The organism is Sphingobium algorifonticola, assembly GCF_004005485.1.
Taxonomy (GTDB): Bacteria; Pseudomonadota; Alphaproteobacteria; order Sphingomonadales; family Sphingomonadaceae; genus Sphingobium; species Sphingobium algorifonticola.
This window is the reverse complement of sequence record NZ_RZUL01000006.1, coordinates 139,399-164,963: the sequence shown is the minus strand read 5'-3', so window position 1 is coordinate 164,963 and position 25,565 is coordinate 139,399. Positions and strand designations below refer to the sequence as shown.

20 protein-coding genes and 2 pseudogenes are annotated in these 25,565 nt (G+C 64.4%); 10 read left to right on the top strand and 12 right to left on the bottom strand.

Going from position 1 to position 25,565, the window contains the following annotated elements:
• Positions 1-149 precede the first annotated feature (149 nt).
• Both ENE74_RS15090 and ENE74_RS15085 read right to left on the bottom strand, forming a co-directional pair.
• Entirely contained in the window at positions 150-2,597 is a 2,448-nt protein-coding gene (locus ENE74_RS15090; RefSeq protein ID WP_127691742.1) for a strawberry notch family protein, read from the bottom strand.
• Positions 2,598-3,093: 496 nt separating this feature from the next.
• Entirely contained in the window at positions 3,094-3,993 is a 900-nt protein-coding gene (locus tag ENE74_RS15085) for a LysR family transcriptional regulator ArgP (RefSeq protein ID WP_127691741.1), read from the bottom strand.
• A 73-nt stretch (positions 3,994-4,066) separates the two neighbouring features.
• On the opposite strand from ENE74_RS15085, the gene ENE74_RS15080 reads away from it, so the two are divergent.
• From ENE74_RS15080 to ENE74_RS15060, 5 genes and pseudogenes are all read left to right on the top strand, one after another.
• Positions 4,067-4,687: a LysE/ArgO family amino acid transporter gene (locus tag ENE74_RS15080; RefSeq protein WP_127691740.1), complete on the top strand. Its 621-nt coding sequence runs from the start codon at positions 4,067-4,069 to the stop codon at positions 4,685-4,687.
• Entirely contained in the window at positions 4,684-4,884 is a 201-nt protein-coding gene (locus ENE74_RS15075; protein ID WP_127691739.1) for a hypothetical protein, read from the top strand. Before ENE74_RS15080 ends, ENE74_RS15075 begins: the two co-directional genes overlap by 4 nt.
• Before the next feature lie 3 nt (positions 4,885-4,887).
• Positions 4,888-5,208 (top strand): DMT family transporter, encoded by a 321-nt coding sequence (locus ENE74_RS15070; protein WP_127691738.1) that lies wholly within the window; start codon positions 4,888-4,890, stop codon positions 5,206-5,208.
• A complete protein-coding gene (locus tag ENE74_RS15065; protein ID WP_338142993.1) occupies positions 5,135-5,557 on the top strand; it encodes a LysE family translocator in 423 nt (140 codons plus the stop codon). The genes ENE74_RS15070 and ENE74_RS15065 overlap by 74 nt, the downstream gene beginning before the upstream one ends.
• Positions 5,494-5,934, top strand: a pseudogene (locus ENE74_RS15060) (tyrosine-type recombinase/integrase); the annotation flags it as partial. The gene ENE74_RS15065 and the pseudogene ENE74_RS15060, both read left to right, overlap by 64 nt.
• A 313-nt stretch (positions 5,935-6,247) precedes the next feature.
• Here ENE74_RS15060 and ENE74_RS15055 read toward each other — a convergent pair.
• Positions 6,248-7,639 (bottom strand): hypothetical protein, encoded by a 1,392-nt coding sequence (locus ENE74_RS15055; RefSeq protein ID WP_120253636.1) that lies wholly within the window; start codon positions 7,637-7,639, stop codon positions 6,248-6,250.
• Entirely contained in the window at positions 7,636-12,477 is a 4,842-nt protein-coding gene (locus tag ENE74_RS15050; protein ID WP_120253635.1) for a DEAD/DEAH box helicase family protein, read from the bottom strand. The genes ENE74_RS15055 and ENE74_RS15050 overlap by 4 nt, the downstream gene beginning before the upstream one ends.
• Before the next feature lie 563 nt (positions 12,478-13,040).
• Here ENE74_RS15050 and ENE74_RS15045 point away from each other — a divergent pair.
• A pseudogene (locus tag ENE74_RS15045) lies at positions 13,041-13,672 on the top strand (tyrosine-type recombinase/integrase).
• Positions 13,673-13,840: 168 nt separating this feature from the next.
• On the opposite strand, the gene ENE74_RS15040 reads toward ENE74_RS15045, so the two are convergent.
• The 4 genes from ENE74_RS15040 to ENE74_RS15025 all read right to left on the bottom strand — a co-directional run bounded on the left by ENE74_RS15040 (position 13,841) and on the right by ENE74_RS15025 (position 16,836).
• A complete protein-coding gene (locus ENE74_RS15040; protein WP_051887035.1) occupies positions 13,841-14,338 on the bottom strand; it encodes an RcnB family protein in 498 nt (165 codons plus the stop codon).
• A gap of 81 nt (positions 14,339-14,419) precedes the next feature.
• Complete coding sequence (locus ENE74_RS15035) at positions 14,420-15,766, bottom strand: ATP-binding protein (protein ID WP_120253634.1); 1,347 nt, start codon at positions 15,764-15,766, stop codon at positions 14,420-14,422.
• A complete protein-coding gene (locus ENE74_RS15030; protein WP_037522488.1) occupies positions 15,760-16,497 on the bottom strand; it encodes a response regulator in 738 nt (245 codons plus the stop codon). Before ENE74_RS15030 ends, ENE74_RS15035 begins: the two co-directional genes overlap by 7 nt.
• Positions 16,498-16,578: 81 nt before the next feature.
• Positions 16,579-16,836, bottom strand: a complete 258-nt coding sequence (locus ENE74_RS15025) for an EF-hand domain-containing protein (protein WP_120253633.1) — start codon at positions 16,834-16,836, stop codon at positions 16,579-16,581.
• A gap of 224 nt (positions 16,837-17,060) precedes the next feature.
• On the opposite strand from ENE74_RS15025, the gene ENE74_RS15020 reads away from it, so the two are divergent.
• The 4 genes from ENE74_RS15020 (at position 17,061) to ENE74_RS15005 (ending at position 23,107) form a co-directional block, all read left to right on the top strand.
• The gene (locus ENE74_RS15020) at positions 17,061-17,471 is read left to right on the top strand and encodes a hypothetical protein (protein WP_051887041.1); all 411 of its coding nucleotides are present in this window, start codon (positions 17,061-17,063) and stop codon (positions 17,469-17,471) included.
• A 139-nt stretch (positions 17,472-17,610) separates the two neighbouring features.
• Positions 17,611-18,684 (top strand): efflux RND transporter periplasmic adaptor subunit, encoded by a 1,074-nt coding sequence (locus ENE74_RS15015; RefSeq protein ID WP_037522490.1) that lies wholly within the window; start codon positions 17,611-17,613, stop codon positions 18,682-18,684.
• Positions 18,681-21,776 carry an efflux RND transporter permease subunit gene (locus ENE74_RS15010; RefSeq protein ID WP_206517729.1) on the top strand — a complete coding sequence of 1,032 codons (3,096 nt, stop codon included), beginning with the start codon at positions 18,681-18,683 and terminating at the stop codon, positions 21,774-21,776. Before ENE74_RS15015 ends, ENE74_RS15010 begins: the two co-directional genes overlap by 4 nt.
• The gene (locus tag ENE74_RS15005; RefSeq protein ID WP_120253631.1) at positions 21,773-23,107 is read left to right on the top strand and encodes a TolC family outer membrane protein; all 1,335 of its coding nucleotides are present in this window, start codon (positions 21,773-21,775) and stop codon (positions 23,105-23,107) included. Before ENE74_RS15010 ends, ENE74_RS15005 begins: the two co-directional genes overlap by 4 nt.
• Before the next feature lie 14 nt (positions 23,108-23,121).
• On the opposite strand, the gene ENE74_RS15000 is transcribed toward ENE74_RS15005, so the two are convergent.
• The 4 genes from ENE74_RS15000 to ENE74_RS14985 all read right to left on the bottom strand — a co-directional run bounded on the left by ENE74_RS15000 (position 23,122) and on the right by ENE74_RS14985 (position 25,559).
• Entirely contained in the window at positions 23,122-23,541 is a 420-nt protein-coding gene (locus tag ENE74_RS15000; RefSeq protein WP_120253630.1) for a hypothetical protein, read from the bottom strand.
• A 176-nt stretch (positions 23,542-23,717) separates the two neighbouring features.
• Positions 23,718-24,023 carry a hypothetical protein gene (locus tag ENE74_RS14995; protein WP_051887045.1) on the bottom strand — a complete coding sequence of 102 codons (306 nt, stop codon included), beginning with the start codon at positions 24,021-24,023 and terminating at the stop codon, positions 23,718-23,720.
• 31 nt (positions 24,024-24,054) lie between these two features.
• Positions 24,055-24,720 carry a DUF4410 domain-containing protein gene (locus tag ENE74_RS14990; RefSeq protein WP_080727357.1) on the bottom strand — a complete coding sequence of 222 codons (666 nt, stop codon included), beginning with the start codon at positions 24,718-24,720 and terminating at the stop codon, positions 24,055-24,057.
• Positions 24,717-25,559, bottom strand: a complete 843-nt coding sequence (locus tag ENE74_RS14985; RefSeq protein ID WP_120253629.1) for a hypothetical protein — start codon at positions 25,557-25,559, stop codon at positions 24,717-24,719. Before ENE74_RS14985 ends, ENE74_RS14990 begins: the two co-directional genes overlap by 4 nt.
• Positions 25,560-25,565: the final 6 nt, after the last annotated feature.

Here is a 25,565-nt window from a genome sequence, read left to right as displayed (position 1 = left end):
GCCGACAATCCTAACGGCCCCAGCATTCAACCTTGTCAGGCAATTATCTGGAGTGAAATCATGGAAAACCGAAGGAAACCTGCGCCTCCCGCCACCACGCTCGACATAAACTGCGACTGCAAAGAATTCCTGTAATGTTGAGCTCAACATTACACATATTCGCGTGGGGAGAGGTCGATCTCGAGATCGGCGCGCTCGTCGGGGCTGAGCTGCCCCAACCGCCGATCAAGGATCGATTCCGCGGTCGTCACGAGCTGCAGCACCACCGATTGTCCCGCATCGAGATGATCCTTCACCGCCGCGATCACCGTCGGCAGCTTCATCGAGAGAAGGAGCTGGCCGAAGAAGCGCTGCTTGGTCGATTCGAAACGCGACCGGGCCGCCGCCTTGGCGCCGCTGTTGAGCGTGGCGTTCTCAAGCCGGTCAACCACCGCCGTCAGTTCGAGCGCCATTTCCATGTTGCGATGGATGATGGCCCAGGCATCGGCATAGGCGTCGTAGACAGCGATCTGGGCGGAGGTCAGTTCGTGGCGCAGGATGTCATATTCGACGCCAGCGAAGCTCAGCGCGCGTGCGGTGTAGAGGCCCAGGGCCTTGAGGTCGCGCACCACCAGTTCCATCGCGGCGATCCCGCCCTTGCGGATCTGGCTGATGAATTGCTCGCGATTGGCGAAGGCGGTTTCCGGTCCCCAGAGTCCCAGGCGAACCGCATAGGCGAGATTGTTGACGTCCGATGCGCCGGTCGCCGAGGCATAAAGCACCCGGGCACCGGGCAGATTATTCTGGAGCAGAACGCCGCAGATCCCCTGCTGCGACCCTTCCTTCTTGCCGAGCGCGCCTTCGCCGCCCGCGACACCGCCCATTTCATGAGCCTCGTCGAAGCCGATGACGCCTTCGAAATCCTCCCCGGCCCAGTCGATGATCTGCTGGAGACGGCTGGCATCGCCCCGCGAAGACCGCAGCGTCGGATAGGTGACGAACAATACGCCCTGCTCGAGCCGGATCGGCTCGTCGATCTTCCAGTTGCCGAGTGGCTGGATGTCGGCCGCAAGACCGCCGAGCGCATTCCAGTCCCGGCGCGCATCCTCGAGCAGAGCCTCGTTCTTCGAGACCCAGATATTGCGGCGCCGGCCAGCGAGCCAGTTGTCGAGGATGCAGGCCGCTACCTGCCGGCCCTTGCCCGCCCCGGTGCCGTCGCCCAGGAAATAGCCCTTGCGATAGGCCTTGCCGTCCTCGGCCTCCTCCAGCCCGACGCCCTCCCTGGCAGGCCGGAAACGCCCGGGGAGGAACTGGCTCCAGGCGTGGCCGGCATAGACCACGGTTTCGAGCTGCGAAGCAGACAGCAGGCGTTCGCTTACCGTGCGTTCGGGCAGGTTCGGCACATAGGCCGGCACCGGCGCTGCGATCGAACCCATGGCGACGGATTCGACAAGGGCGGTGGGATGTTCGCCGGCCGCCTCGAAGACGATCCGGCTGGGACGATAGGGGAGATAGACTCCGACCTGGTCGAGCAGCGGCGCCGGCGTCTCCAGCGTGCGATAGGCAACCGGCAGGACATTATTGCGCGCGGGGGCGTGGAATGGCCGCGGCGCCGGTTTGCTGCTCTTGACCGCGCGGAACAGCGAGAGAGTGGTGGAGCGCTTGGGGTCAGGTGCAGGTGCCCGGATTGCCCCCCGCTCAGGCACCTCGATAACCCCGATCAAGTCGCGGATCGAGGCGCGCTGGATCGTCGCAGGCATCGTTCCGCCGGTCACCTTGTCGATGACGAAGAGCCTGACCGCGATGGACGTACCATGTTTGACATAGCATTTTTCGAGGCGGACGGACGTCCTTACACTGACATCACGCAGGCTCGTCTCGAAAAGATCGCGCATGCGCGCATTGGGCCCGAACCAGTCGGGCATGATGGCGACAAGCCGCCCGCCCGGCATCAGCCGCCGAAGGGCAGCCTGAAGATGGCGCACAGCGGCATGGCTGTCGGCGCCAAGTCCGACCGACCGCGAAAAAGGCGGGTTCATGAGAATGAGGCTCGGCCGCGCGGCTGCCGCGAGGGTCGAATTGATCGTCGCGCCGTCATGGCCGGTGACGATGGCATCGGGAAAGACATGGGCAAGGCGGGCCCGGCGCACAGGCGCATATTCGTTGAGCTGCAGCGCTCTATATCCACGACATTGCGCGACGAGGAGCCCATTGCCGGCGCTGGGCTCGAGGATAACATCGTCGTCCTGCACATCGGCGAGCAGGACGGCGACAGCCGCGAGATCGATGGGCGTCGAGAATTGCTGCCATTCGATCTGGTCCTCGCTGCGCACCGTCTGGGTCGGCAGGCGGTCCAGCAGATCGCAGGCGGCAGTTACATCGGACAGAACGCGCAGCGGATAGGGAGCGAACTGGAGATAATGGGCGAGCGCATGTTCGAGCATTTCGAAGCTGTCGCGCTGGGTCCAGCGGCCATCGGCGTCGGAACCGCCGAAAGCCTCACACATCGCCGCATTGAGGTCTCCGCGCCCAAGAGGGCCGTCCGCGCGCAGGCGATCTACAATGAGGGTGGCGGCGCGGCGCTCGGAGGCAGGCGTGACATCGAAAAGGTTGGACATGGCGGGGTCTCCGGGACTGGCTGCTCCCATCGGCAGCTCCAGACCCTCGATCCCCCTTCCCTCTTCCTCGCTTGCTTCCGCCCTCGACTAGATCGGCGTAACCACATGCGAACAGCCCGTTTTACCAAGGTTCTGGCGGCCCCGGGTTTCTCAACCGTGTTTCCGGACTGATGATCAGGCGAATGCCCACGCAAAGTCATCGGCAACAGGAGAGCTACAACGTCGCGCCGCCCTGTGTCCGCTCAATGTGATTTCAAGTATGCAGCGACGTGCGACGTTAGGTCATCGACAGCGGTGCCGCCGCGCCGGAAAGTGGACTTCCCATTTATGACCGGCCTTGGGACGAATCCGTCGTTCGCGAAACAGCACCAGACCGGCAGGTATCGCCCGAAGCTGCCCTTCGATAATTGAGCGCCAAACAGTCGGTATCAAGTATTCTGGCGAGTGAATGATATCGGCGAGATTCTCCGCTGAACAAGAGAGTTGATCGACGCCCTCACGTCGGTTGCATCAGTCTCGATCGGGCGGTCCGGCGGACGGCGTCGGTAAGCGTTGTCAAAGCTGACGCGTGCAGTCGCGTCACGGTCCAGTACAACATCACCGAGATAGATGTGCCAGGCGTAAGCTCTGCGAGTAACCCTTGCTCGATCCGTGGCTGCGCCAACATGACCGGATGCATCCCCCAGGCCATGCCTTCGAGCGCGAAGTTCAAGAAGCCGAACGTGGATGGCACCCAGTGCATGGGGGCGTTCAGCTCGATGTTGTGGTTCTCGCGCGCCCAGCGCGCCTGTAGCCCGTCTCTGCGTTCAAAGCGAAGACAGGGCGCGCGGAGCAGCGCCTGCTCCGTAACCCCATCGGGGAAAAAGCGGTCGACGAAATCCGGGCTCGAGCAGGCCCGGTATTCGAGGCCGCCTAGCGGGATCGTCCGGCAGCCTTGAACCGCGCCAGGATCTGTAGAGACCGCAGCGACCACCTCGCCCGATCGTAGCCGATCGGTGGTATGGGCCTCGTCCTCGATGATGAACTCCAGCAGGAAGCCGGTAGCACGCGCGAAATCGGTCGCCGCCTCGGGGAACCATGTTGCGATGCTGTCAGAGTTGACAGCGACCTTAAGCGTAACGGGCGTATCCGCGGCGTTCGCCGGAAGTGAAAGGGATGGAGTGAGATCAGCTTCCAGGAGTTGGACCTGATCAATGTGCGCGCACAGGCGCCGTCCCAGATCAGTCGCGATGCAGGGCTGCCCCCTCACGATGACAATGGTGCCAAGCCGCTCCTCGAGCGCCCTCACGCGCTGGGACACAGCTGAGGGCGTTACACCGAGCCGTTCGGCCGCTCGCTCGAAGCTGCCCTCGCGGACCACGGCGGCAACGGCAGCGAGGGCGGGATAGTCGAGCATGATTTAGAACTACTTCACCAAGCTTAGAAGAACAAGTTTTTCTAAAGCACGCCGTGAAGGCATAGGCTGGCCGATGACAAATATTCTGCCCACCTTCCTCACAGGCTTCGCCATGTCGGCGGCACTGATCATGGCTATCGGCGCGCAAAACCTGTTCGTTCTGCGCCAAGGCCTGAAACGTGAGCATGTAGGGCCGATCGTCCTGTTCTGCGGCTGTGCCGACGCGATCCTGATCGCCGCCGGCGTTGGTGGTGTCGGCGCGCTCTTGGGTGCAATGCCTCAGTTGACCCTGACGCTCACCATCAGCGGCTCCGCATTTCTCGCGTGGTACGGGTTCAAGGCCTTTCAGAGGATGATGGCTCCGGAATCCATGACAGTGTCCGCGCAGGGAACGCTCACCGTAGGCCGCGCACTAGGAGCGACAGCGGCGTTCACCTTCCTCAATCCGCACGTTTACCTGGATACGGTACTGCTGATGGGGGCCGCCGGATCCGCTCATGCGCCAGCCCTGCGCCCGATCTTCGTGGCCGGTGCCGCGACCGCAAGCATCACCTGGTTCGCGGCGCTGGGTTACGGAGCACGCATCCTGACACCACTCTTTGCGCGGCCCTCGGCCTGGAAAGTCCTCGATGCCATCGTGTGCGTCGTGATGCTGACCCTGGCCGCATCCCTGATCGGAAGGATTGTCCTGTGACCAATTTGACGATGAAGCCTAGCAGGCCGGTACGCCAAAGCCGCAACGCCTTGATTCGGGGACAAACATTCTCGGTCGTGGCATGCTGGCAGTTGATGATCGCGACATCGCAGATTGCCGTCGAGCATCACTATGCCGCGCCCTGGAAGGGCGATGCCGACCGAAGCCAGGCATTAAGAACGCAGGCAAAAGGGTAAGCAATGGCGTGGATCGTACTCGGGATTGCAGTGATCACCGAGATCGCATGGGCGCTCACCATGAAGTGGGCGGCAACGCAGGCAAGCTGGAGCGCGGCATCCGTCCCGCTTCTCCTCAACTTCGTGAACATGGGGCTGCTGGCCTTCGCCATGCGCACGCTCCCCGCGGGAACGGCCTATGCGGTATGGACCGGTCTCGGTGCCGTCGGCGTCGCTATCATGGGTGTGATCCTGTTTGGCGAGCGGCTGAATGCCGTGCAGATCGGCTTCATTTCGCTCGTCATCGTGGGCGTCGTCGGCACCAAACTCTTTGCGAGCGCATAAGATGTGGAGAGATTTGCTTCTCGTTTACGGCGCCTACGTGCTGACGGCTGGAAGCCCTGGCCCCAGCACGATGGGAATCATGGGCGTCGCCATGCGTGATGGGCGCAGACCTGCCGCAGCGATGGCCGCCGGCGTCGTGACGACGTCGTTTGCATGGGGGCTGATCGCGGCGATGGGCCTTGCGACGCTGATCGTGCGATATGCCCAAGCACTCGTACTCCTCAAGATCGCCGGCGGGGCATATTTGCTCTGGCATGCCTTCAAGTCAGCACAATCCGCCATGCGATCGGATACCGGGTCAGTACCGGTTGCCGCTGGCGAAGCCAGATTCGCTTCCGTGCGATCGTGATGCAGCAGAAGACCGGACGACCGGTTCAATTCGAGCTGCTGCCAGACACCCGCACCAGCTTGCTGGCATGGCTAGAACATCGTGGCGGCACGGTAGGCGATTACGTTTTTCCAAGCCGTGTTGATCGTAACGGCCATCTTAGCACCCGCCAGTATGCAAGGCTGGTTGATGAATGGGTGACGGGAGTGGGGCTGATGTGCAGCGAGTATGGCACCCATTCGCTGCGCCGAACGAAGGCCTCGATCATCTACCGAGCTACTGGAAACCTACGCGCAGTCCAGATTCTGCTCGGCCATAGCAAGATCGAGAATACGGTGCGTTACCTCGGCATCGACGTTGAGGACGCGCTTGCCCTCGCCGAGAACACTGAAATTTAAGAAGCTAGTTGGCTCCTCATACCGATGAGGAGCCAACCTTACCGGGCTTGGGACATTTCTGCCGTACATCGGCGACGCGACGAACGACGGGTCCTATCAAATGCCGACGTTCAGCGATCTCGCCTTTGATTTCATTGGCCAACTGAGGTTGGGCCGACTACGGACCGACCGCTTTAGAAAAAGCGAACTGCGAAAGCGGACATGAAGCTCCCGATCCGCTGAACGGCACACATTGCAATCGACTCACTATCCTGTCGCTGTCGTGATCGGTCGCGTAGGTCAATTCTTCGCCATTGCGCCGAGATCTTGAGCGTCACGCGGCCGCAACGCCCGTGCCGCAAGGCGCGGCCTTCAGCTTTTCCGAGCTCCAGCACCAATCCTGCAGGGTGCAGGCGCGGCAGCAGAGCTTGGCCTCGAACACGTCGATCGGGCATGCGGGGGCACCGCGTTTGGCGTTCTGGATCTGCCGGTGGGCGCAGTGATGCGCCTCGTTGGTGATGAAGAACGATCGGCGCTCGTACGACCGCGCGGTGACCGGTTGCGGCTCGTCGGCCATATTGGCGAGCCGGCAGACTTCATGGCTGTGATACGCGCAGTCGACGACCGGACCTGCGCGCAGATAATGCGCCTCGAGCCCCGTCGCGACGAGATAGTTGCTGCCGGTCCTATCGCGCCGGACGGGCGAATTCGCCGTGTCGCTGACGAAGTTCGGAAACGCGCCGATCGGCGACAGTGCCGGCAGCTCCACCGGATAGCTCGCGCGGAGCTCGGCCAGCATCTGGTCGGAGCGTTCCAGCAGATCGCCGAGATGATCCTCGAAGAATTTGGGGTTGGCCGGGAGGATCAGGGCTGGCTCGCGTGCCCGGATGGTCAAGAGAGCGCCGTCCTTGCGCTGCGCGATCAGCCACGCATTGACGTAGATGCTGGGTTGAGGGGCATAGGGGTCGGTCGACACATCGCGCGTCACATGCGTGGCGCGGAACAGCCGACGGATGTCTCCTCCATTGGGTAAGTGGAGCACGAGCTCGTCGGGGTGAACGGGTTCGCGCTGCGCGGTTTTCAGCGCTTCAGCCGACAGCAATTGGTAGATATGGTCCGACCGCTCGACCATCTGGTTGGCCTGTAGCGCCAGCACATCCTCGGCCTCGATCACCTTCTTGAGGAAGGCCTTGCCCGGATCCTTGAGGATGACAATCCAGCGTGCCGATCCGATCGCGGCGCGCTGGACGATCGCGCCGCCTTTCGCCTCGACCCCGACGACATAATCGCGGACCTGCTCGAGCCGCTTCAGCCATTCCTTGGTGACCGGCGAGTCCTTGGGAGCACCGCCGTTCAAATGGTTGATCGCCGCCGCGACCACCTCGGCAGTTGGGCGGCCGGCATAGTCGCCCTGGCCGATAATCCACGAGGCATTCAAGGCCTTCGCCTCGAAGATCATCTCGGCGACGCGCGTGTGTTCGTCGACGCCGAGATAGTCGATGAACAACGTCGTCTCGCCGACTACCCGGGCCTCTTCGGCGCGGTTCTGGATTGACCAGCCCAGTGCGTCGAGGAAGGGGTCGAGCGCGACCCGCCGCACGTTGTGCTCGAGCATGTCGCCGACCGCCGCGCCGGCGAAATCAGGCTGGGCGGCGGCGCGCTCCGCGCGGGCGAGGGTGTCGATGACGGTCCGGCGGAAGGCGTCGAGCGTGGCTTCCGATGTCACCGGAACAGTTCCGGCAACTCGTACAGCAGTCGCCGTGCCTGGGGCCAGCCGCGGTCCACGAACAATTCGAGGATCTCTACCAGCTGCGCGCGGCGCGCCGCGTCGTCGAAGATCCAGCGGTGATCCGCGAGCGCACGGCCGACGACCTTGACCACGCGGTCGGCGCCCAGCGATTCGTCCTGGTAGCCGAACTTGCTGCCCGCGCTGAGGATGCCGTGGGCGATCAGCGCGAAGCAGCGCGCCGGCTCGCTATCGAGCAGCGTGTCGAGAAACTCGATCAATTCATGGAGCGCGCGGGGCGGCGCGACGTCGCCAATCCGATGCAGCGTCGGCGCCAGATCGTCGAGATAGTGCGCGCGCGCGGCCGTTCCCTGAAGGCCGTTGCCTTCATCCGACCGACCGCCGAGTGCCGCCGAGCGAATCCGCCGAACCGCATTGTCGAGCAGCTCGACGCTCGCCTGGATCCGGTCCTGATCCTGTTGCTCGCGCGGCAACGCTAGTTGCACGTCGAGCGCTGCCGCGGCGCGTTCGATGATCGCGGCCATGAGCGCCTGGGCACGTTCCCGCACCGCGATCCGCTCATCATCCTCATAGCCGGCGCCGATCAGCTGGCCCGCAACGCCGGTCGCCTCGAACAGGAAATCCTTCGCCTCCAGCAAATCTTCCGCGAGTTTCGCGGTGACGCGGGCATGGCTTTGCTCGCGCGCTGGCAGCAGCCAGAGCGCGGTGATCAATTCGGCGACATGATCCTCGATGGACCGACGGCTTGTTGTTCCCGATGGGAAGGTGCGATCGGCGAGACACAGCACGATCGGCTCGAGCGTGTCCGGCTCGGACAGCAGGCGCGACAGCACATGGCCCGCAAAGAAGCGCAGGACACCGGGATTGGGTTCATGGTTAGCGACCTTCACGATCCGCGGCCACATCAACTCGCGGTCGACAAACCACAATGCGGTCAAGCGTTGCGCCACATTCAGCCGGACGGCCGGGTGCGGATCGTCCAAGGCTGCATCGATGAGCGGCAGCAGGGCGTCGCGCGCCTGCGGATCGATCTGCAACAGGTCCATCGCCAATTCGGCGGCGTCGACCCGCGGTGCTGGCGACCCCCAGCTCGGAAAGTCGACGAACTGCTCTTCTGTGGTCTCGTCCACGAGCGGCGCGGCCAGCGTTCCGAACCAAGCCGTGAGCGCAGTCAGGCGAGCGACAGCGTCCGGTATTTCCTGGAGCGCCGCGCCCGAATTCGCGACGAGCGCGTGCGCACCCTTGACGATCGGCTCGCTCGCATTGGCGAGCACTTGGCCGTCCGTCATCCCGGATTTCTCGATCCGCGTGCGCAACTGCTCGATGTCGCTGAGCAAAGCGGCGGGATCGCCGATATCGGCATCGTCGCCGATCAGCGCGTAGCGCTCGCGCACGGCATCGACCTCGGCGAACAGCGCATTGCCCTCCGCGTCGTCCGGCGCGATGCCCGCTTCCTCGGCCCAGCTGCGTGCGCGCCCGTGGCTGACCGTGACCTTGAACGGGCGCGTATTCTCGACCGGTGCTGCTTCCTCGCCCGCGGCCTGGATCCAGGCGCGCGCCGCCTCGGTCACGAGGTTGTCGGCACCGATCGCGCCGAGTGTCTTGCGCAGGAGCATGGCGTGGGCGCGGTCGGGGTCGCTGAACCCGCTGACGTCGAGGGCAAGCATCGTCGCTTCGAAGCCGACGCGCTCGGCCGGCGACCGGCTCGGCAGGATCGCAAGCGCGGCGTCGATCGCATCCTTGCTGGTCTCGTTCGCGGTGATGAAGCTGCTGGCGCTCGCGATCGGCCAGGCCAAATCGCCCAGCACTTCGGGCCGCTCGGCGGCGGCGTGCAACAGGCGCGACCAGACGATCCCGTATCGGGCGCCCGCGCGGATCAGCGCCGCTGCTTCGCTGGCCCGCTCGGGCGGCGCCTCCGCCAGGAAGGTCAGCGTGGCCTGGAGGAGCTTTTCGGCGTCCGATGGATGCCGATCCTCGATGTCCCACGCCCAGACATAGCTGAGGTCGGCGACCAACGGGAAGGTGCCCGCGCTCGTTGCCACGTCCTCGACACGGGCAAGGTCGGCGCCGGTCTCACGGCCGGCCTGGCTCTCGACCGATGCGAGCATCGCCGTGATAGCGGCGGCGGGATGGGCCGCGAGAAAATCGGGAAAGGCTTCCGCCAGCGCGTAGCGGGCGAGCGAATAATCCTGCCGGCGCGTCGACGTCAGCGCCAAAATCTGGCTGTTACCGAGACTGGTCTTCGCTTCGTCGGTGACGTCATAGGCGAAGATCTGTTGGTAGATCGCCGCCGCGAATTCGGGATCGGCCGCGCTGATCTTGCCGATTTCGCGTGACAGAGCGGGCATGTCGGTCGCTGCATGAACCGCCAGCCGCTCCGGCGTCATCAATTGGCCGAGCGCCGCCCGCGATGCCGCGATATCGGTGTCGAACGTCTGGCCGACGAACTGGATCGCCGATTGGGGGAAGGCGCTCGGATTGACGAGCGCGATCGCCAGAAACGCGCGCGCGGCCGAGCCCAACTCGCTGCGCTCGGCGGGCGAGAGGTCCTTTTGCTTGAGCAGGACATAGAGCAGCACGCGGAGCGAGCCGATCGGCTCGTCCCAGCCGGCCGCGATCAGGGCGGGCAGGGCATTCGCGAGGGTCAGCCACGGCGCGACGACGATCGCGGCACCGTCTTCGGCGCGTACCGAGAGCGCGCCCAAGAGGTTGCGCACCACGCGGACGGCAGCCTCGCGCGTCGCCGGCACCTTCATGGCGTCAACGAGCGCCGCGGTGTCGGCGCGCACGACCGGCAATTCCGCGGCTTGGCGGGCGATGACGCTGCGGGCAATCGGGTCGGCCGCGCTGTCGCCGGCCACCGCGAGCGCGATCCGCCAGAAATCGCGATGGTCTTCGTTCGCGGCCCAGGCCTCGTTGAGGACGAAGCCGAGCGCGGGCGCCAAGGCGAGCGCGGCCGGCCCGACCAGCCGCGCGCCAAGCGCCTTGGGGTCGGACGGGTCGAGCAGCAACCGGCTGGCGGCGAAGTCGAACAGGATATGATGGCGAAACGCCAGGTCCCGGCCGTTGTTCGAGCGGACCAGCACGCCCTCATGTTCCATCTGATCGAGGTCGCTTGCTGACACTTGGCGCGCCACCTCGAGGGTGGCGGCGTGCAGGCCGCTCGTGGCGATCATCGCGTCGATCGTGGCGCGCAGGCATAAGGCCGCGCCGCTGCCATGGGCTTCGACCCGCTCTAGCCAGAAATAGGCGAGCAGGCTCGCCTGCGTGCCGATCCCGGCAAAGGCGCTTGGGCTGGTGCCGCGCGACAGGAGATCGGCCAGCAGTCGAGTGTTGAACGGTACGCGGGCCAGGGCCGCCAGCGGCGCCCCGCTCGCCTCGATCGCGGTCCCGATATCGGGCGAGCGCTCGAGGATCGCCGCGAATTCGCGGTCGGTCCATTCGGGCACCGATACGTGCCGAACCATCTTGAATGCCGGGTCGGCTAGGTTCGCGCTCGGCGGCTCGCCCTTGAAAAGCTCGCGAAACTGCCGGCCCAGGCGAAGATCGAAGCTGCGGATCGAGACGATTACGCGCCAGCGATGGCCAGCGAGGTCGAGTGTGCCCGCGATCAGCGCCTTAAACACCGCCTCGGCCGGGCCGCCGCGCGTCGCGTCGAGCGCGTCGATCACGACATAACACGGGCCGCTGCCCGGCCAGTTGGCCAGCACGTCAAGCATGGGATGCTCAAGGCCGAGCTGATCAGACAGTTCGTTAAGCGTCGCGACCGGCAGCCGATCCACCCCCAGCGCGACGACCGGTGCGCCGTCCGCGGCCAGCGCGCGCGATAGCGAATTGAGTACGCCGCTCTTTCCCGAGCCGGGCTCTCCGGTCAGGATCAGCGAGCCGGTCCTCGCCGCTGCCAGAATGTCGGGCAGGCAGTCGCGTTGCAGCGTGAAGGGATCGCCTTCCTTGGGCGTGAGCTGTTCGTAGGCGGCGAGCTGCACGGTGGTCGCAGCGGAATAGTCCATGAGCCTGTCGATCGACCGCGCAAAGGTTGGGCTCGCTCCTGGCGAGACGCCGTGCCGCGTCAATTCGGATCGGAGCAGCGCGCTGTCGAACCCGCCCCGGCGTTTCATCTGTTCGATAGAGATCTGCGACAGCACATCGAAGCAGCGATTGGCCTCGTCGCGCGAACCCAGCACCGGGGTCAGCGCCTCGATCGCCAGTTGCCGATCGCGGTCGGCAGGGTCGAGCTCGATGAACGCGATACAGCGGATGAGCCGGGCGATCTCCTCGGCGTCGGCTGCTTGGCCGTTCTTGGCGAACGACTGACGGATCAGATCTTCGAACGTATCGCGCAGTTCGCCCAAGGGACCGTCCGGCCGCATGCCGGCCAGCGCATGCGCAAGGCGCGCGATCTTAGCACCAGAACCCGGACCGTGAACCATCAGCAGCCGGTCGCGTGCCGGGTCGAGCGGGCGCGCCCAAACTTCGAGGCTGCTGCCACCCTGCGCTGCGATCCAGAAGCGGACGAACTGATCGACGACCGAGCCCAAAACGCTATCAAGCGCCGTTCCCATCGTGATCGTCGACTTCGCCTGAATCGCGACGATCCCCCCCTGGTCGGTTTCGAGGAGGATATCGTCGACCGGCGCGTTCGTCTCGAACCGGATCGATTTGATCCGTGTATCGGCGAGGCCGAGCAAATTGCCGAGCGGCAGTTCAACGAGCATTCGCGATGCGAACAGCGCGCCGACGCCGCCTTGATAGAAAATGCCCGAGGCCGTCGCGTTGCCGCCGCCGCCCTTGCGGGGTCGTTCTGTTGATGCGGGCAAGCTCGATATCTCCAGTCAGTCGGCGGCAGTTGACGCTATTTAGCGCGGCCGTCGTCGCAATGTCAGCGGCATTGGCGCTACAAGCCCATATTTTCTGATCCGGACATAGGGCGTCGACGGAAAGTCCTTCGGTGACCGGTAGAGATCGAGCAGCTGCTCGACGAGAGTCATCACTTCCGAACTATGCCCGGACCGCCGGAACTCGCGGTGAATGATCGAGATTGGTGCGCGTAGCTGCCGTCGCGCTCCAGATGAACAAGCGTCCGCTTACGCCATCTTGCCGCTGCAAAGCGGCGAGTCTCCAATTTTCCCCTTATCCTATCTGCGCCGCCTGAACGAACGTCGGCTTCGGTAACGGCGGCGGTCCGGTCGAACGGCGACTATTGAGGCGCGTTGCAGTCCGGCGGCTTTATGTCCGCCGAACGGTGGATTTTGGCACGAGCCGACGTTCCCGCACCTGCCGATCAACGGCGTATGTTGGTCGGCAGGTGCCTCGAGGCATTCCTGCTCATTAGCCTCCACAGCGTTCTTCAGAAGGCCAATCCGGACATTGGAGATTGATCATGGAGATGTCTGAAACTGAACCACCGCCACCAAGCGCCCGGTCTGGAATGCGGGAAAAACCGTAGGCGCGAAGCGCGCTCTGAAACCGAAGCAAATCTGGGAGATTCGTTTCTACCTCAATCAGCGCCGGCGCTTGCGAGATCGGGCGCTATCTGATCTGGCGATCGACAGCAAACTTCGGGGCTGTGACCTAGTGCAGATGAAGATCGGCGACATCGTCAGCGGCGGGCAGATCCGAACGCGTGCGATCGTCATGCAGCAGAAAACAGGTCGACCCGTTCAGTTCGAACTGCTCCCCGACGCTCGGGCCAGCCTGCTGGCTTGGCTCGATCGCCGGGGTGGCACGGTCGATGACTATGTCTTTCCCAGTCGGGTTGACCATAACGGGCATCTTAGCACACGTCAGTACGCCCGGCTCGTCGATGAATGGGTAACAGGGGTCGGTCTGATGCGAAGCGATTATGGTACGCACTCACTTCGGCGAACAAAGGCATCGATCATCTACAGGGCAATCGGCAATCTTCGTGCCGTCCAGATCCTTCTCGGGCATAGCAAGATCGAGAATACGGTGCGTTATCTCGGGACTGACGTGGAAGATGCGCTTGCTCTCGCCGAGAATACAGAAATTTGACCAATCGGCTCCTCGCCTTCGGCGAGGGGCCAACTTCGCGACGCGTGGGACATTTCCGCCGTTTCCGTAGCAAGGAGCCGAGCGGCGGAATTCGACGAAAGCTGACGTTAGCGGAAAGACCGTATGGGCCGCTGGCAGTCAGAAGCACTGCCAGCGAGTGTCGCTTTTTCACCAACCACCGGCAACGGACTGAATGATGACGCCGGTGTTTCGGGAGATCAGCACGAAATTCGTTCCCGCATAGCACCAGATATGGCCGGTCGGTGCTGGGGACAGTCCATAGCCGACCGGATTGACGACGACATAATGGCGCATCGACAGGGGGAGGGTGCCACCGACGATCCAAACGCTATGCGCATGTCTGGGCGGGATGGGGTAATAGCCGTAGCCGGGCGCGAAATAATGGCCATGGCGCGGCCCGTGATAATGGACAAATCCGGGGTGGCCGCGCCACCAGCCGGGACGGCCGCGATCGACGATGACGGTGCGGCTGTGCACGACCCCGGCGCGGGGCGCGACGGTCGTATGCCGGACGACCTGCGCCTCTGCGGCGGGACTGGCCATGATGGCCATGACGGACAGGAACAGGGTCGCGCTGCCTGCAAAAGCGGCGCTGACGCTGACACCGTGCTTCGTGAGGGATTGGGGATTGAAAAACCGGGGCATGATCGGACTCCTTGGGTGGGAAGCCTGATATGGATGGCCTTTGCATCATCCGGTCGGGTGCCATGTATCAGTCCGTGTCGGTCATGCCGGTCCGGTTCCTCCTGCACTGCGGAGCAACAGGATGGCGCGAAACCCGCCTTCCGCGCGATTTTCCAGCACCAGGTCGCCCCGGTAGCGCTGGGTCAGTGCCTGGACGATCGACAGGCCAAGGCCCACGCCCCCCGTCCTGCGCGCGCGCGACGGCTCGAGCCGCTCGAACGGTTCGGTCAGGCGCGGCAGGCTGGGTTCGGGTACGCCGGGGCCGTCATCCTCCACCATGATGCGGATGAACGGGCCGTCGGGTTCGACAAGGATACGCGCCTGTCCGCCGCCGTAGCGAACCGCATTGTCCAGCAGGTTGGCCATCATGCGCTGGAAGGAAATATGGGAGACATGGGCATGGACGGCATGGGGCAGGGGCGCGACGTCCACATGCTGGTTGCGCTGTAGGCGCTCTTCGGCGACCAGCGCCAGTTCGGCGCGAATGTCGCATGTCGCCATGTCCAGGTCGGTCGCGGCCGATTCCCATGCGAAGGTAAGCGTGTCGCTCAGCAGGTCGCGCATTTCCTCGATATCCTTGGCCGCCAGCGCGCGCTGCTCCTCATCCTCGATAAATTCGCTGCGCAGGTCCATGCGGGTCAGATAGGTGCGATAATCATGTGCGATGGCCGCGAGCATGCGCGTTCGTTCATCAAGCAGCGTCCGCAGATGCTGGCGCAATTGCCGGAACGCTTCGCCCAGTTCCACGATCTCGCGCGGGCCGTCGGGCTTCAGCGCATCCAGCCTGTCCTCGCGGACAGCGCGGGCCAGCCGTTCGACAGGCCGCGTCGTCTGCGCGGCCAGCCACAGGATGACAGCGATATCGACAATCGCAACCGCCGCCAGGAAGAGCATCAGATTGTTGACGATCTTGGTCAGCGGCGCTGCGACCATCTGTTCGATCATGATGGCATCGCCGCCGGACAGGGCGACCGATATCCGCACGGGGTTCATCGTGACGGCGGGGCGCATGTTGAGGTCTGCGGGGCCGATATCGCCTGATGTTTCGATGCGAAATGGCCTGCCGCCCAAAGCCTCCTGATAGCGGGACAGGGTCGCGGGCGTGGCAGAGGATGCCTGGCCCGCAGGCAGTGCCGCCAGCATGGTGACGCGCATGGTCGCATCGGAAAAGGCGCGGACAAGATCGGGATGCGATCTGGGCGGCGTGCGTTCGAATGCGGTGACGACCAAAGCGACCTTTTCGGGAACGGGCACCCGATATAGCGGGGCCATCTTGCGCATGTCCGTCTGTTCTAGGAACAGCAGAATGACGGCAATCATGGCCAGCAGATGGAGCAGGACGATGAGGCCTATCCGCTCTCGCAACCGGGGCGGGCGCAGCTTCAGCATCGGGTGACGGCCGGTGCGAACAGATAGCCGTCGCCCCGCACGGTCCGGATCATCACGGGTTCGCGCGGATCGTCGCCCAGCTTGCGCCGAAGCCGGCTCATCTGCACGTCGATGACGCGATCGACCGGACTGGCATGACCGCCTCGTGTCCAGTCGATCAGCAGTTCGCGCGACAGGATGCGGCGTGGGTGTAGCACCAGCGCATGGAGCAGGTCGAATTCGCTGGTGGTCAGGCCCACCGGCTCGCCCGCCGGGTTGGTCAGATCGCGGGCTCCCAGGCGCAGCAGCCAGCCGTCAAACCGGAAACTGTCGCCATTCTCCTCGCTGACGGCCGTGTCTATGTCACGGGTCCGGCGAATGATGGAGCGCAGCCGCGCCAGCAATTCCCGCTTGTTGAACGGCTTGGCGAGATAATCGTCGGCGCCGATTTCCAACCCGATGATCCGGTCGATCGGATCGTCCTTCGCCGTGACGATCAGGATCGGCAGGCGCGGCCAGCGGGCGCGCAGGCGCTGGCATATTTCCAGCCCATCCTCGCCGGGCAACATCAGGTCGAGGATCAGGCAATCGAGCCGTTCCAGCACGCCATCGACGTCGAGGCCGGCCGAATTTTCCATGGCCAGGACTTCAAACCCCTCACGGGTCAGCAACATGCGCACCAGATCTCGAATGCCGGGATCATCCTCGACAATCGCGACCTTGCCATTTGATGCCTGCGTTTCGGCCACCATGCCATACCTCTTTGTCGTCAGCGCCTGTGCCGATGGTGCAGCGCCCCCGGAACCATCTAGCATGGTTCCAGGGGCAATTGATCATTTGCCACGTTTTGCGGCGGCGGCGCGCAGTTCGTCCGGTGTGATCTTGCCGTCCTTGTCGGCGTCGATCATCGCGAAACCACGATCGCGGCGACCGGCCGCCTTCCATTCTTCCAGCGACAGCGCGCCATCCTGATTGGTGTCGGCCTTGATGAACATTTCCCTGGCCTTTGCCGACGCATCCTGCGCCATGGCGGTCGGGCTCTGGGCGATGACCGCGGCGGCCAGCGACAGGGCGATCGTCAGATATTTCATGTCATTCTCCTTGTATCAGGCCCAAAATGAGCGTGGCCGATATAGCGCGCGCCACCGCAGCATGTTCGATCCCCAGGTGAAGACAGATTACAGTTTGTAACAGCGCGATCCGGCGCCCGATCCCGCTGCAAATATCCGACACATTATGCGGCAAGGCCGTTCACGGCCCGGTGCGACATGTCCTGTCCCGCGCCTTTTGCTGACGCGGAGAAGGAGTATGCTTCATGACATTGCGCCAATTCACCACGATCATCGTTTCGACCCTGGCCATCGCAGCCAGCATATCGACGGCCGAAGCCCGCAACCGTTCCTTTCAATATAGCCACAGCCGCAACGTGCAGGGGCCGAATGGGCGAGGGCTGCACAGCAGCTACAACGCCTCGCGCGGCGGCGGGCAGGCAGCCATGACCCGCAATGTCCAGACCAATGACGGACGTGGCTTCAGCAGCCAGCGCGGGTATCAGGCGCAGGACGGGCAGTTCCACGGCTCCACCAGTCATGTGACCAACAGCGGAAAAAGCTGGGGGCGATCGACCAGCGCGACAGCCAATGGCGATGGGACCGCAACCTATCATCGCAACATGACCGGTCCCAATGGCGGGTCGGCCTCATGGTCCGGCACTATCGGCGACTGACCAGGCTGAACGCGCGCCTAGCGCCGCGAGCCTGTTACATAGCGTTACAAAGTGCGTATCAGATGGTTGCAGACCTGCTCCATTCCCTTGGCCTTGCATGAACCGGCCTGCCTCGGCGGCCTTTTCCCATGGGGATGGAATGGCACGTTTTGCCCATATCGTACCGATCGCGTTGCTGCTGCTTCCGGCCTGTCGGGATGAGCCGCAGGTCAGGGATGAACGACGCGCCGTGGCCGTCCAGCGCATTCGCGCCGATGCCGGCATCGGCACAACCTATGCCGGCGAAATCCGGTCCGCCTTCGAAAGCCAGATCGGTTTCGAAGTGGCGGGCCGGATCGTCGAGCGCAGGGTCGACCTTGGCAGCAGCGTCCATGCGGGCCAGACGTTGCTGCGTCTCGACAACAGCGATTATGCGCGGGCGCTGGACAGCGCGGCGGCGCAGAGCGGTTCGGCCCGGACCGCCGCCGCCGTGCAGCAGGCTGATCTGGCGCGGTCGCGCGAATTGCTGAAGCAAGGCTTCATTTCCCCCGCAGAGTTCGATCAGCAGAAGGCGGCGGCCGTTCAGGCGCAGGCGCAGTTGCGTGCCGCCGGCGCCCAGAGCGGAACGGCATCGGCGCAGCTGGGCCGCACCGTCCTCACGGCGCCGCGCGCCGGCGTCGTCACGCAGATTCAGGGCGAGGTTGGTCAGGTCGTGGGCGCGGGACAGGCGATCGTGACGCTGGCCGATCCGTCCCGGCCGGAAATCGCGGTGGCGCTCCCGGAAGGCAGTCTGGACCGGATCCGGTCCGCCTCACGATTGAGTGTGAGCGTGTGGAGCAGCCCGGGCCGGCGTTATGCTGCCAGGCTCCGCAGCATATCGGGCGCTGCCGATCCTGCGACGCGGACCTTTGCGGCACGCCTGTCCGTCGATGCGCCGGCACAGGCGCTGCTGATGGGCGAAACCGCCGAATTGCGGGTCGAAGGCGATGCCGGCGATGCCGCCGTCCGCGTGCCGCTGACCGCCGTGCTGCAATCCAACGGACGCGCGCAGGCTTGGGTACTCGACCGGCGAACGATGGTGGTGCAGCCGCGCGCCGTGCAGATCGGCGCGGCGCAGGGCGACATGCTGACCATCCGGTCCGGCCTGAAACCGGGCGAGACCATCGTCACGGCCGGGGTGCATCTGCTGCGTGCGGGCGAGAAGGTTCGTATCGTGCAGGTGCCGCAGTCATGAGCATCGACATGAAGGGCATGAACCTGTCCCGCTGGGCGCTCACCCATCAGCAGATGGTCGGCTTCCTGCTTGTGCTGGCGGCCGTTGCGGGCCTGTTTTCCTACATGGCGCTGGGGCGCAAGGAAGACCCCGAATTCACCGTCAAGACGATGATGATTACCGTCGGCTGGCCCGGCGCGACGGCGCAGCAGATGTCGCAACAGGTGATCAAGCCGCTCGAGACGGTGTTGACCGAGAATATCGCCGAGATCGATTATGTGAAGAGCAAGGCCCGACCGGGCCAGGCGACGCTCAACATCACGCTCATATCGACGGTCAAGAGCAGCGCCGTCCCCGATATCTGGTATCGCATCCGCAAGACCGTGACCGACAATCGCGCAGACCTGCCCGACGGGGTCGTCGGACCGGCCTTCAATGACGAATTCGGCACGACCTACGGCAATATCTATGCCGTCACGGGCGACGGCTTTTCCTATCCGGTGCTCAAACGCTATGCCGAGACGCTGCGGGACCGTATCCAGGCGCTGCCCGATGTCGCCAAGACGCAGATCATCGGCGCGCAGGATGAAGCTATCTATGTCACCTATGACAGTGCGCGTCTCGCCATGTCGGGCATTTCTGCGCAGGCGATAGCCGACGCGCTCGACACGACCAACGCGGTCGCTGCATCAGGGATCGTAGAGGCCGGCGCGGAACGTGTGCGGATGCAGGTGACGGGCGATTTCGCATCGGTGGAGGCCATTGCCGCAACGCCGATCGTCGCCAATGGCAAGAGCGTTCGGCTCGACGCCATAGCCAGGGTCGAACGCAAGCCGGTCGATCCTGCGACGTTCAGGATGCGTTTTGGAGCGAAGGATGCGGTCGGTGTGGGCATCAGCCTGCGGTCGGACGGTGACGTTGCGCGTCTCGGCGAGGATCTGAAGCGCACGATCGCTGCCCTCCAGTCCGAAATGCCGGTCGGCGTGGGCATTCATACCGTGTCCGACCAGACCCATGTTGTCGACGAATCCGTCGGCGAATTCACGACATCGCTGATCGAGGCGATCGTCATCGTGCTGGCGGTGAATTTCCTGTCGCTGGGCTGGCGGCCGGGCATCGTGGTGGCGCTGTGCATCCCGCTGGTGCTGGCGATGACGTTCCTGTGCATGTTGTATATGGGCATCGACCTTCAGCGCATTTCGCTGGGCGCACTCATCATTGCGCTGGGTCTGCTGGTTGATGACGCGATCATCGTGGTCGAGGCGGTGGCGACGCATCTGGAGGCGGGATGGACCCGGACGCGGGCGGCCGTCAGCGCCTATAGCGTGACCGCGGTGCCGATGCTGGTCGGCACGCTCATCACCGTCGCCGGTTTCCTGCCGATCGCCATGTCGAAGGCGACAGCCAGCGAATATGTGATCTCGCTGTTTCAGGTGATCGCCATTTCGCTGGTCCTGTCGTGGATCGTCGCGGTCATTTTCACGCCGTTCATCGCCTATCATCTGCTGCCCCAGCGCGCGGATGCGCGTGACGACGCGGGAGAGCCCGAAGAACAATATGAAGGCCGCTTCTACGGCTGGTTCCGGCGCGTGCTCGACCGCTGCCTCGACCGGCGCAAGACGGTGGTGGCGGTCGCGCTCGCCATGTTCGTGGGGTCGATGCTGCTGTTCCAGATCGGCGTGCCCCGTCAATTCTTTCCCGCGTCCGACCGACCCGAACTGGTGATCGACCTTCAGCTGTCGCAAAATGCAAGCTTCGCCCAGACGCAGGCGGTTGCCGCCCGCATGGAAAAGCTGCTGGCGTGCGATGACCGGGTGACGTCCACCACTGCCTATGTCGGTGGCGGGTCGCCGCGCTTCTACCTGCCGCTCAATGTCCAGACGCCCGATATCACGCTGGCCGAACTCGTGCTCCAGACCAGGGATGAGGAGGCGCGCGAAGGCGTGATCGCCAGCATCCAGAGCCTGTTCGCCACGCATTTCCCCGAAGCGCGCGGCCGTGTCAGCCGTCTGGAAAATGGCCCGTCGGTCGGCCAGCCCGTGCAGTATCGTGTGGCGGGACCGGACCTTGCGCAGATCATGCCGGTCGCGAAGAAGCTGGAGGAATTGATCCGTGCGGACAGTCACGCGCGCGACGTGAACAGCGATCTGGGCGAACCGCTCAAGGCCATTCGGGTCGACCTGGATCAGGATAAGGTTCGCGCGCTCGGCCTGTCGACGCAGGCGGTGCAGCAATCGTTGCAGGCGGCGATTGGCGGGGCGGGTACCACCAGCTTTCGGGATCGCGATCTGGCCCTCGACGTGGTGCTTCGCCTGAGCGCGGCTGAGCGGACCGACCTTGGCCGCATCGCCAACCTGCCGATATCGACGCCCAATGGCGCGGTGCCGCTGGCCCAGCTTGGCCATGTATCGGCGGGCAGCGAACCGGCCGTGATCTACCAGCGCAACCGTCAGCCGACCATCACCATCTCCGCCGATGTCGAAGGCGAGCAGGCAAGCGACCTGACGAAGCGGATCGAACCACAGATCGCGGCGCTGCGCCGCGATCTTCCGTCCGGCGCCTCCATCGTCAAGGGCGGGTCGGAAGAACAGAGCAGCATCAACCAGAAGGCGACCATGGCCGCCGTGCCCTTCGCCATCTTCGTGATCGTCATCCTGCTGATGCTCCAGCTCCAGAATGTGAAGCGGATGCTGGTGGTGCTGGCGACCGGGCCGCTGGCGCTGATCGGCGTGGCGCTCATCATGGCCCTGTTCCGCATCCCCTTCGGCTTCGTCGCCATGCTGGGATCGCTGGCGCTGTTCGGCATGGTGCTGCGCAATTCGGTCATCCTGATCGCGCAGATCGACACCTTGTCGGGCCATGGCCTGGCGATGCGGGAGGCCGTGCGCGAAGCCGCCGTCCATCGTCTGCGCCCGATCCTGCTGACCGCGCTCGCCGCCATCCTCGCCATGATCCCGCTCACCCGGTCGACCTTCTGGGGGCCGATGGCTTGGGCGATCATGGGCGGCCTGATGGTCGCCACTATCCTTACCCTCATCGTCCTGCCCGCGCTCTACGAGCTGGTCTTCGACCGCCCGCAGCATCGCGCCGACAGCCAGGAGATTTCCGCATGAAACGCCTTTTCCTCTGTACCGCAGCGGCCATGCTCGCGCCGCCCGCCCATGCGACCGACCTCATGGAAGCATGGCAAGCAGCGGCGGCGCATGATCCCGATCATCTGGGCGCGCAGGCTGAGCGCGACGCGGGGCAGGAGGCCGCCGTTCAGGCGCGGGCGCTCAAGCGGCCCAGCGTACAGCTTCAGGGCGGATACCAATATAATGTCACAGAAACCAACGCCCGTTTCCCGGAAGAACTGGACCCGGTCTTTACCGGAAGCCGATCGAGCGGCCGGGCGACCGTTGGCGTGCAGGCGGTTCAGCCTTTGTATGATGCATCTAAACATGCACAGTCGATCCAGCTGCGCGAAAAGGCGGCAGGCGCCGATGTGCAGTTTGCCGGCGAGCAGCAGCAACTCATCCTTCGTGTATCGCAGGCCTATTTCAAGGTGCTGGCGGCCGAGGACAGGCTAAGCTCCTATCAGGCGCAGGTCGATGCGGCGGAACAGCAACGCCGCGGCGCGCAGGCGCGTTTCGATGCCGGGCGCGCGCGCATCACTGACGTGCGCGAGGCGGAGGCCCGCCGCGACGCGAGTGAAGCACAGCGCATCGGCGCCGAGGCCGAGTTGGCCTATGCCCGTGCCGATTTTTCCGAACTGACGGGCTTGCCGGCGGAAGGGTTGGACCGACCCGCCGGGAATTTCGCCGCGCCGTTGCCGCTCGTGACGCTGGAAGCATCCATCGAGCAGGCGGAGCGTCAGTCGCCGCTGGTGAAGGCGGCCGAGCATCAGGCAAAGGCCGCAGGAGCCGATATCGACCGCTACGGCCTTGCGGGACGCCCCGTCGTCGAAGGCGTCGCCGGTTATCAGGGCCAGTATCGGCTGGGCGGGGAAGGGGGCAATGGCATCATTCCCGACCGCATCCAGTCGGCGTCGGCCGGGCTGCGTATCACCATTCCGCTCTATGCCGGTGGGGCGATTCAGTCGAAGGAACGGGAAGCCCGCGCCAACGCCGTCAAGGCCGAGCGCGCCCTGGATGCCGCGCGGCGGGATGCTCGTCTTCAGGCGCAGCAGGCCTGGCATGCCGTATCGACCGGCGCGCGCCGCATAGCTGCCCTGAACACCGCAAACCGGTCGGCCGGCTTGCAGCAGGATGCGGCCAATACCGGGCGAGAGGTCGGCATCCGCACGCAGGATGATGTCCTGAATGCGCAGAGCCAGAGCTTTTCGACCGACCGCGACCGGCGTCAGGCCATATATGATTATATGACGGCCCGGCTCCAGCTCGCTGCCGCGACTGGCGATCTGGGCGATGAGACGCTGGCCGGAGTGAATGCGCTGATGAAATGATCGCCGCCTGACGATCAGGCGGCGATCAGGCCGGTCGAAGCGACGGCACGCTTCACCGGCTCGCCGCTGTCGATGTTAAAGGCCATGTCTATCATGATGTGCAGCGACCTGATGGCATGGCGGAAAGCGCTCGCCAGCGCGACGCTGCATTCGTGGACCAATTGGCGCTCGCGCCCTTCGATCATGTCGAGCAGTCGCCATTCATCCTCCGACAGGGCCAGGCCGGTACCGCAGCGAAACGGATGCCCCAGTACGAGTTCGGATAGCCTCATCAGGCTGTCGCAGGCGGGGGCCAGCTGTCCGCAGCCATGGCGGGCGAGCTTGCGGTAGAGATGCGGCTGGGCAGGGATGTGCAGGTGCCGCGCCCGACGCCACTGACGGGCGGCGGTCAGCACCAGCTGCTGTTGAATGCTGAAGGAAAATGTCGCAGCCATGGGCTGTCCTTTCGGGGCAAGATCATCTTATCGGGGCATGTGGGTCACGCGCTGTATGGTGTGTGCCGCACTGGAGCCCGACCATCGGATCGAAAATCGATAGCGGCATGGCGGCATGAGCAGTGCGATGTGGTGGCTGCGCTTGTGTCCGATGAGATGCAGTAACGGGAAATAGCTCATTGGCAGCGCATCTCCGTTTCCGCGGCCAGGGGATTGACCTGATGCTGGCTCAGAAATTGATAAAGGCCGCAAAGCAGCGCCTGTGCGGTCGGAATCGGCATGCCGATCCGGCCGACGATGACACGTTCCAGGCTGGGATCGGGGCGGCCATGGTCGGCCCTTGGATTTTCCAGCGTGACCGTTACGATGCCGTTGAGCAGTGACAGGCCAGTCAGGCCGCCAGCCAATATTTCCGGTGCGAACATATTGTCGACCAGCGGAATTTCGGGAAGCGGCGGCTGGATGGGGGGATGCATCTTCATTGCGGGAACCTTGCTGGCAAGAGGGGGAGGGTCAGCCCTTGTCGGATGGCCAGGGCCAGCCGGACGCGCGGTAAAATTGCCGCGTTTGCTTGACGATGAGAGCAGCGGATCGCTTGGCGCCTCTGTGCAGCCCGCTGCGGCTTCCCATCAGCAGGCCGACGCCACCACCGATGGCAAGGCGCGACAATTCGCCGGTGGCGGCCGCCACAGCGCCCGGCACGATCAGGCCGGGCTTGCGCCCATCCTTGGCGGTGGCGGAAAAGGACATGGCCGGGCCGGCTTGTCCGGCGATGTCGAACGAGGCTTTGGTGAGCAGGGCTGATCGACCCGCGCCGAAGCCGATCAGTAACCGTTCGGCACTGTTGCCGGGATCGGCCCGGACGATCTGGACTCTTACCGTGGCTCCGCCGGGAGAGGGCTGCCCGTCCGTCGTGACGGAGGCGGGGAGGCCAGCCTTGCGATAGGCCTTGACGAGTTCGGCCAGCAGACGATGTGCGGCCCTGCCCGCATCGGGATCGGACCGGATGTCCGGCGCCAGCGTCACCCGCACCCCAATGGCGCCGGGTATCTGCTGCGACCGCGCGGGCGCCATGCTGAGGTCATGGACGGCTGTGCCGGCGCACGCTGGCAACAACAGCAGGGCGCCGACCAGCGGTATCGCCGCTGCGCGCATCCGGCCGCTTCCCGCCATGGTCATTCGCCGCCACCTTCGCCGGCAAGGTCGACAGGCAATGCCTGGACGCCGGGCGCGTCCGCCCTTGCCGCCGCGGGCACGGGCGCAGGCACGCCGATGCCCGAGCGCGTCAGGCGAAATCCGAAGGCATAGACCCTGCCGTCAAAGGCGACATTGACCCTGATATCTGCCGGATGGCCGGCGTCCCGATCGATCGGCAGGATGACCATGCCACCAAAGCTGCTGCCGGGGTCGATCGTGGTCGTCTGTAAAATCTCGGTTCCCAACTGGTCCAGCGTGTAGTCGAGCTTTCGGTCGATGCCGCCGATTACCATCGCGCCGCCTGCGACCGCGGCCGTCGCGCCGATCACGCCGGGCGTATCGTCCTGCCAGTGAATGGCCTGGGTGAAGCCGCCGCGCGGGCCACGGACATGGCGATAATAGCTGCCCTGGTTCGATGCGGTGGATGCGACGCCTGCCAGCACGCCGGCGAACAGCGCAGTACCGATCTTCGCCTGACGTGCCTTCCGCTCGGCTGCTTCCGCCAGTTGCGCATAGGTGGGAACGGGTGTTGGAATGCCGTTCACGACAGCGGTGATATTTTCCATCCCCAGATTGGCGGGGCGGCCGTCATGGTTGAAGATGGCAATGGAAAAGGCGGCGCGTCCGTCTTCCACCGGCAGGGGCCGAATTTCGACGGTAGCCGTCGGTGATTTCAGGGAAATGGTCGCGCTGCCATGCTGATAGCGCGCCGTTTCCGCGCCAATCTGCTGTGGATAGAGCGTCATGGCCGGGGCAGCATTGGCGATAGTCGACACGCTGGCGAGCAATGCGGTCGCGACCGCGATCGGATAATGGTTCATGGTGAA

Excerpts from the sequence above, each read along its gene's own strand:
- ENE74_RS15090 (WP_127691742.1), bottom strand. The coding sequence starts at position 2,597 with ATGTCCAACCTTTTCGATGTCACGCCTGCCTCCGAGCGCCGCGCCGCC.
- ENE74_RS15085 (WP_127691741.1), bottom strand. The coding sequence starts at position 3,993 with ATGCTCGACTATCCCGCCCTCGCTGCCGTTGCCGCCGTGGTCCGCGAG.
- ENE74_RS15080 (WP_127691740.1), top strand. The coding sequence starts at position 4,067 with ATGACAAATATTCTGCCCACCTTCCTCACAGGCTTCGCCATGTCGGCG.
- ENE74_RS15070 (WP_127691738.1), top strand. The coding sequence starts at position 4,888 with ATGGCGTGGATCGTACTCGGGATTGCAGTGATCACCGAGATCGCATGG.
- ENE74_RS15065 (WP_338142993.1), top strand. The coding sequence starts at position 5,135 with ATGCCGTGCAGATCGGCTTCATTTCGCTCGTCATCGTGGGCGTCGTCG.
- ENE74_RS15040 (WP_051887035.1), bottom strand. The coding sequence starts at position 14,338 with ATGCCCCGGTTTTTCAATCCCCAATCCCTCACGAAGCACGGTGTCAGC.
- ENE74_RS15035 (WP_120253634.1), bottom strand. The coding sequence starts at position 15,766 with ATGCTGAAGCTGCGCCCGCCCCGGTTGCGAGAGCGGATAGGCCTCATC.
- ENE74_RS15030 (WP_037522488.1), bottom strand. The coding sequence starts at position 16,497 with ATGGTGGCCGAAACGCAGGCATCAAATGGCAAGGTCGCGATTGTCGAG.
- ENE74_RS15025 (WP_120253633.1), bottom strand. The coding sequence starts at position 16,836 with ATGAAATATCTGACGATCGCCCTGTCGCTGGCCGCCGCGGTCATCGCC.
- ENE74_RS15020 (WP_051887041.1), top strand. The coding sequence starts at position 17,061 with ATGACATTGCGCCAATTCACCACGATCATCGTTTCGACCCTGGCCATC.
- ENE74_RS15015 (WP_037522490.1), top strand. The coding sequence starts at position 17,611 with ATGGCACGTTTTGCCCATATCGTACCGATCGCGTTGCTGCTGCTTCCG.
- ENE74_RS15010 (WP_206517729.1), top strand. The coding sequence starts at position 18,681 with ATGAGCATCGACATGAAGGGCATGAACCTGTCCCGCTGGGCGCTCACC.
- ENE74_RS15005 (WP_120253631.1), top strand. The coding sequence starts at position 21,773 with ATGAAACGCCTTTTCCTCTGTACCGCAGCGGCCATGCTCGCGCCGCCC.
- ENE74_RS15000 (WP_120253630.1), bottom strand. The coding sequence starts at position 23,541 with ATGGCTGCGACATTTTCCTTCAGCATTCAACAGCAGCTGGTGCTGACC.
- ENE74_RS14995 (WP_051887045.1), bottom strand. The coding sequence starts at position 24,023 with ATGAAGATGCATCCCCCCATCCAGCCGCCGCTTCCCGAAATTCCGCTG.
- ENE74_RS14990 (WP_080727357.1), bottom strand. The coding sequence starts at position 24,720 with ATGACCATGGCGGGAAGCGGCCGGATGCGCGCAGCGGCGATACCGCTG.
- ENE74_RS14985 (WP_120253629.1), bottom strand. The coding sequence starts at position 25,559 with ATGAACCATTATCCGATCGCGGTCGCGACCGCATTGCTCGCCAGCGTG.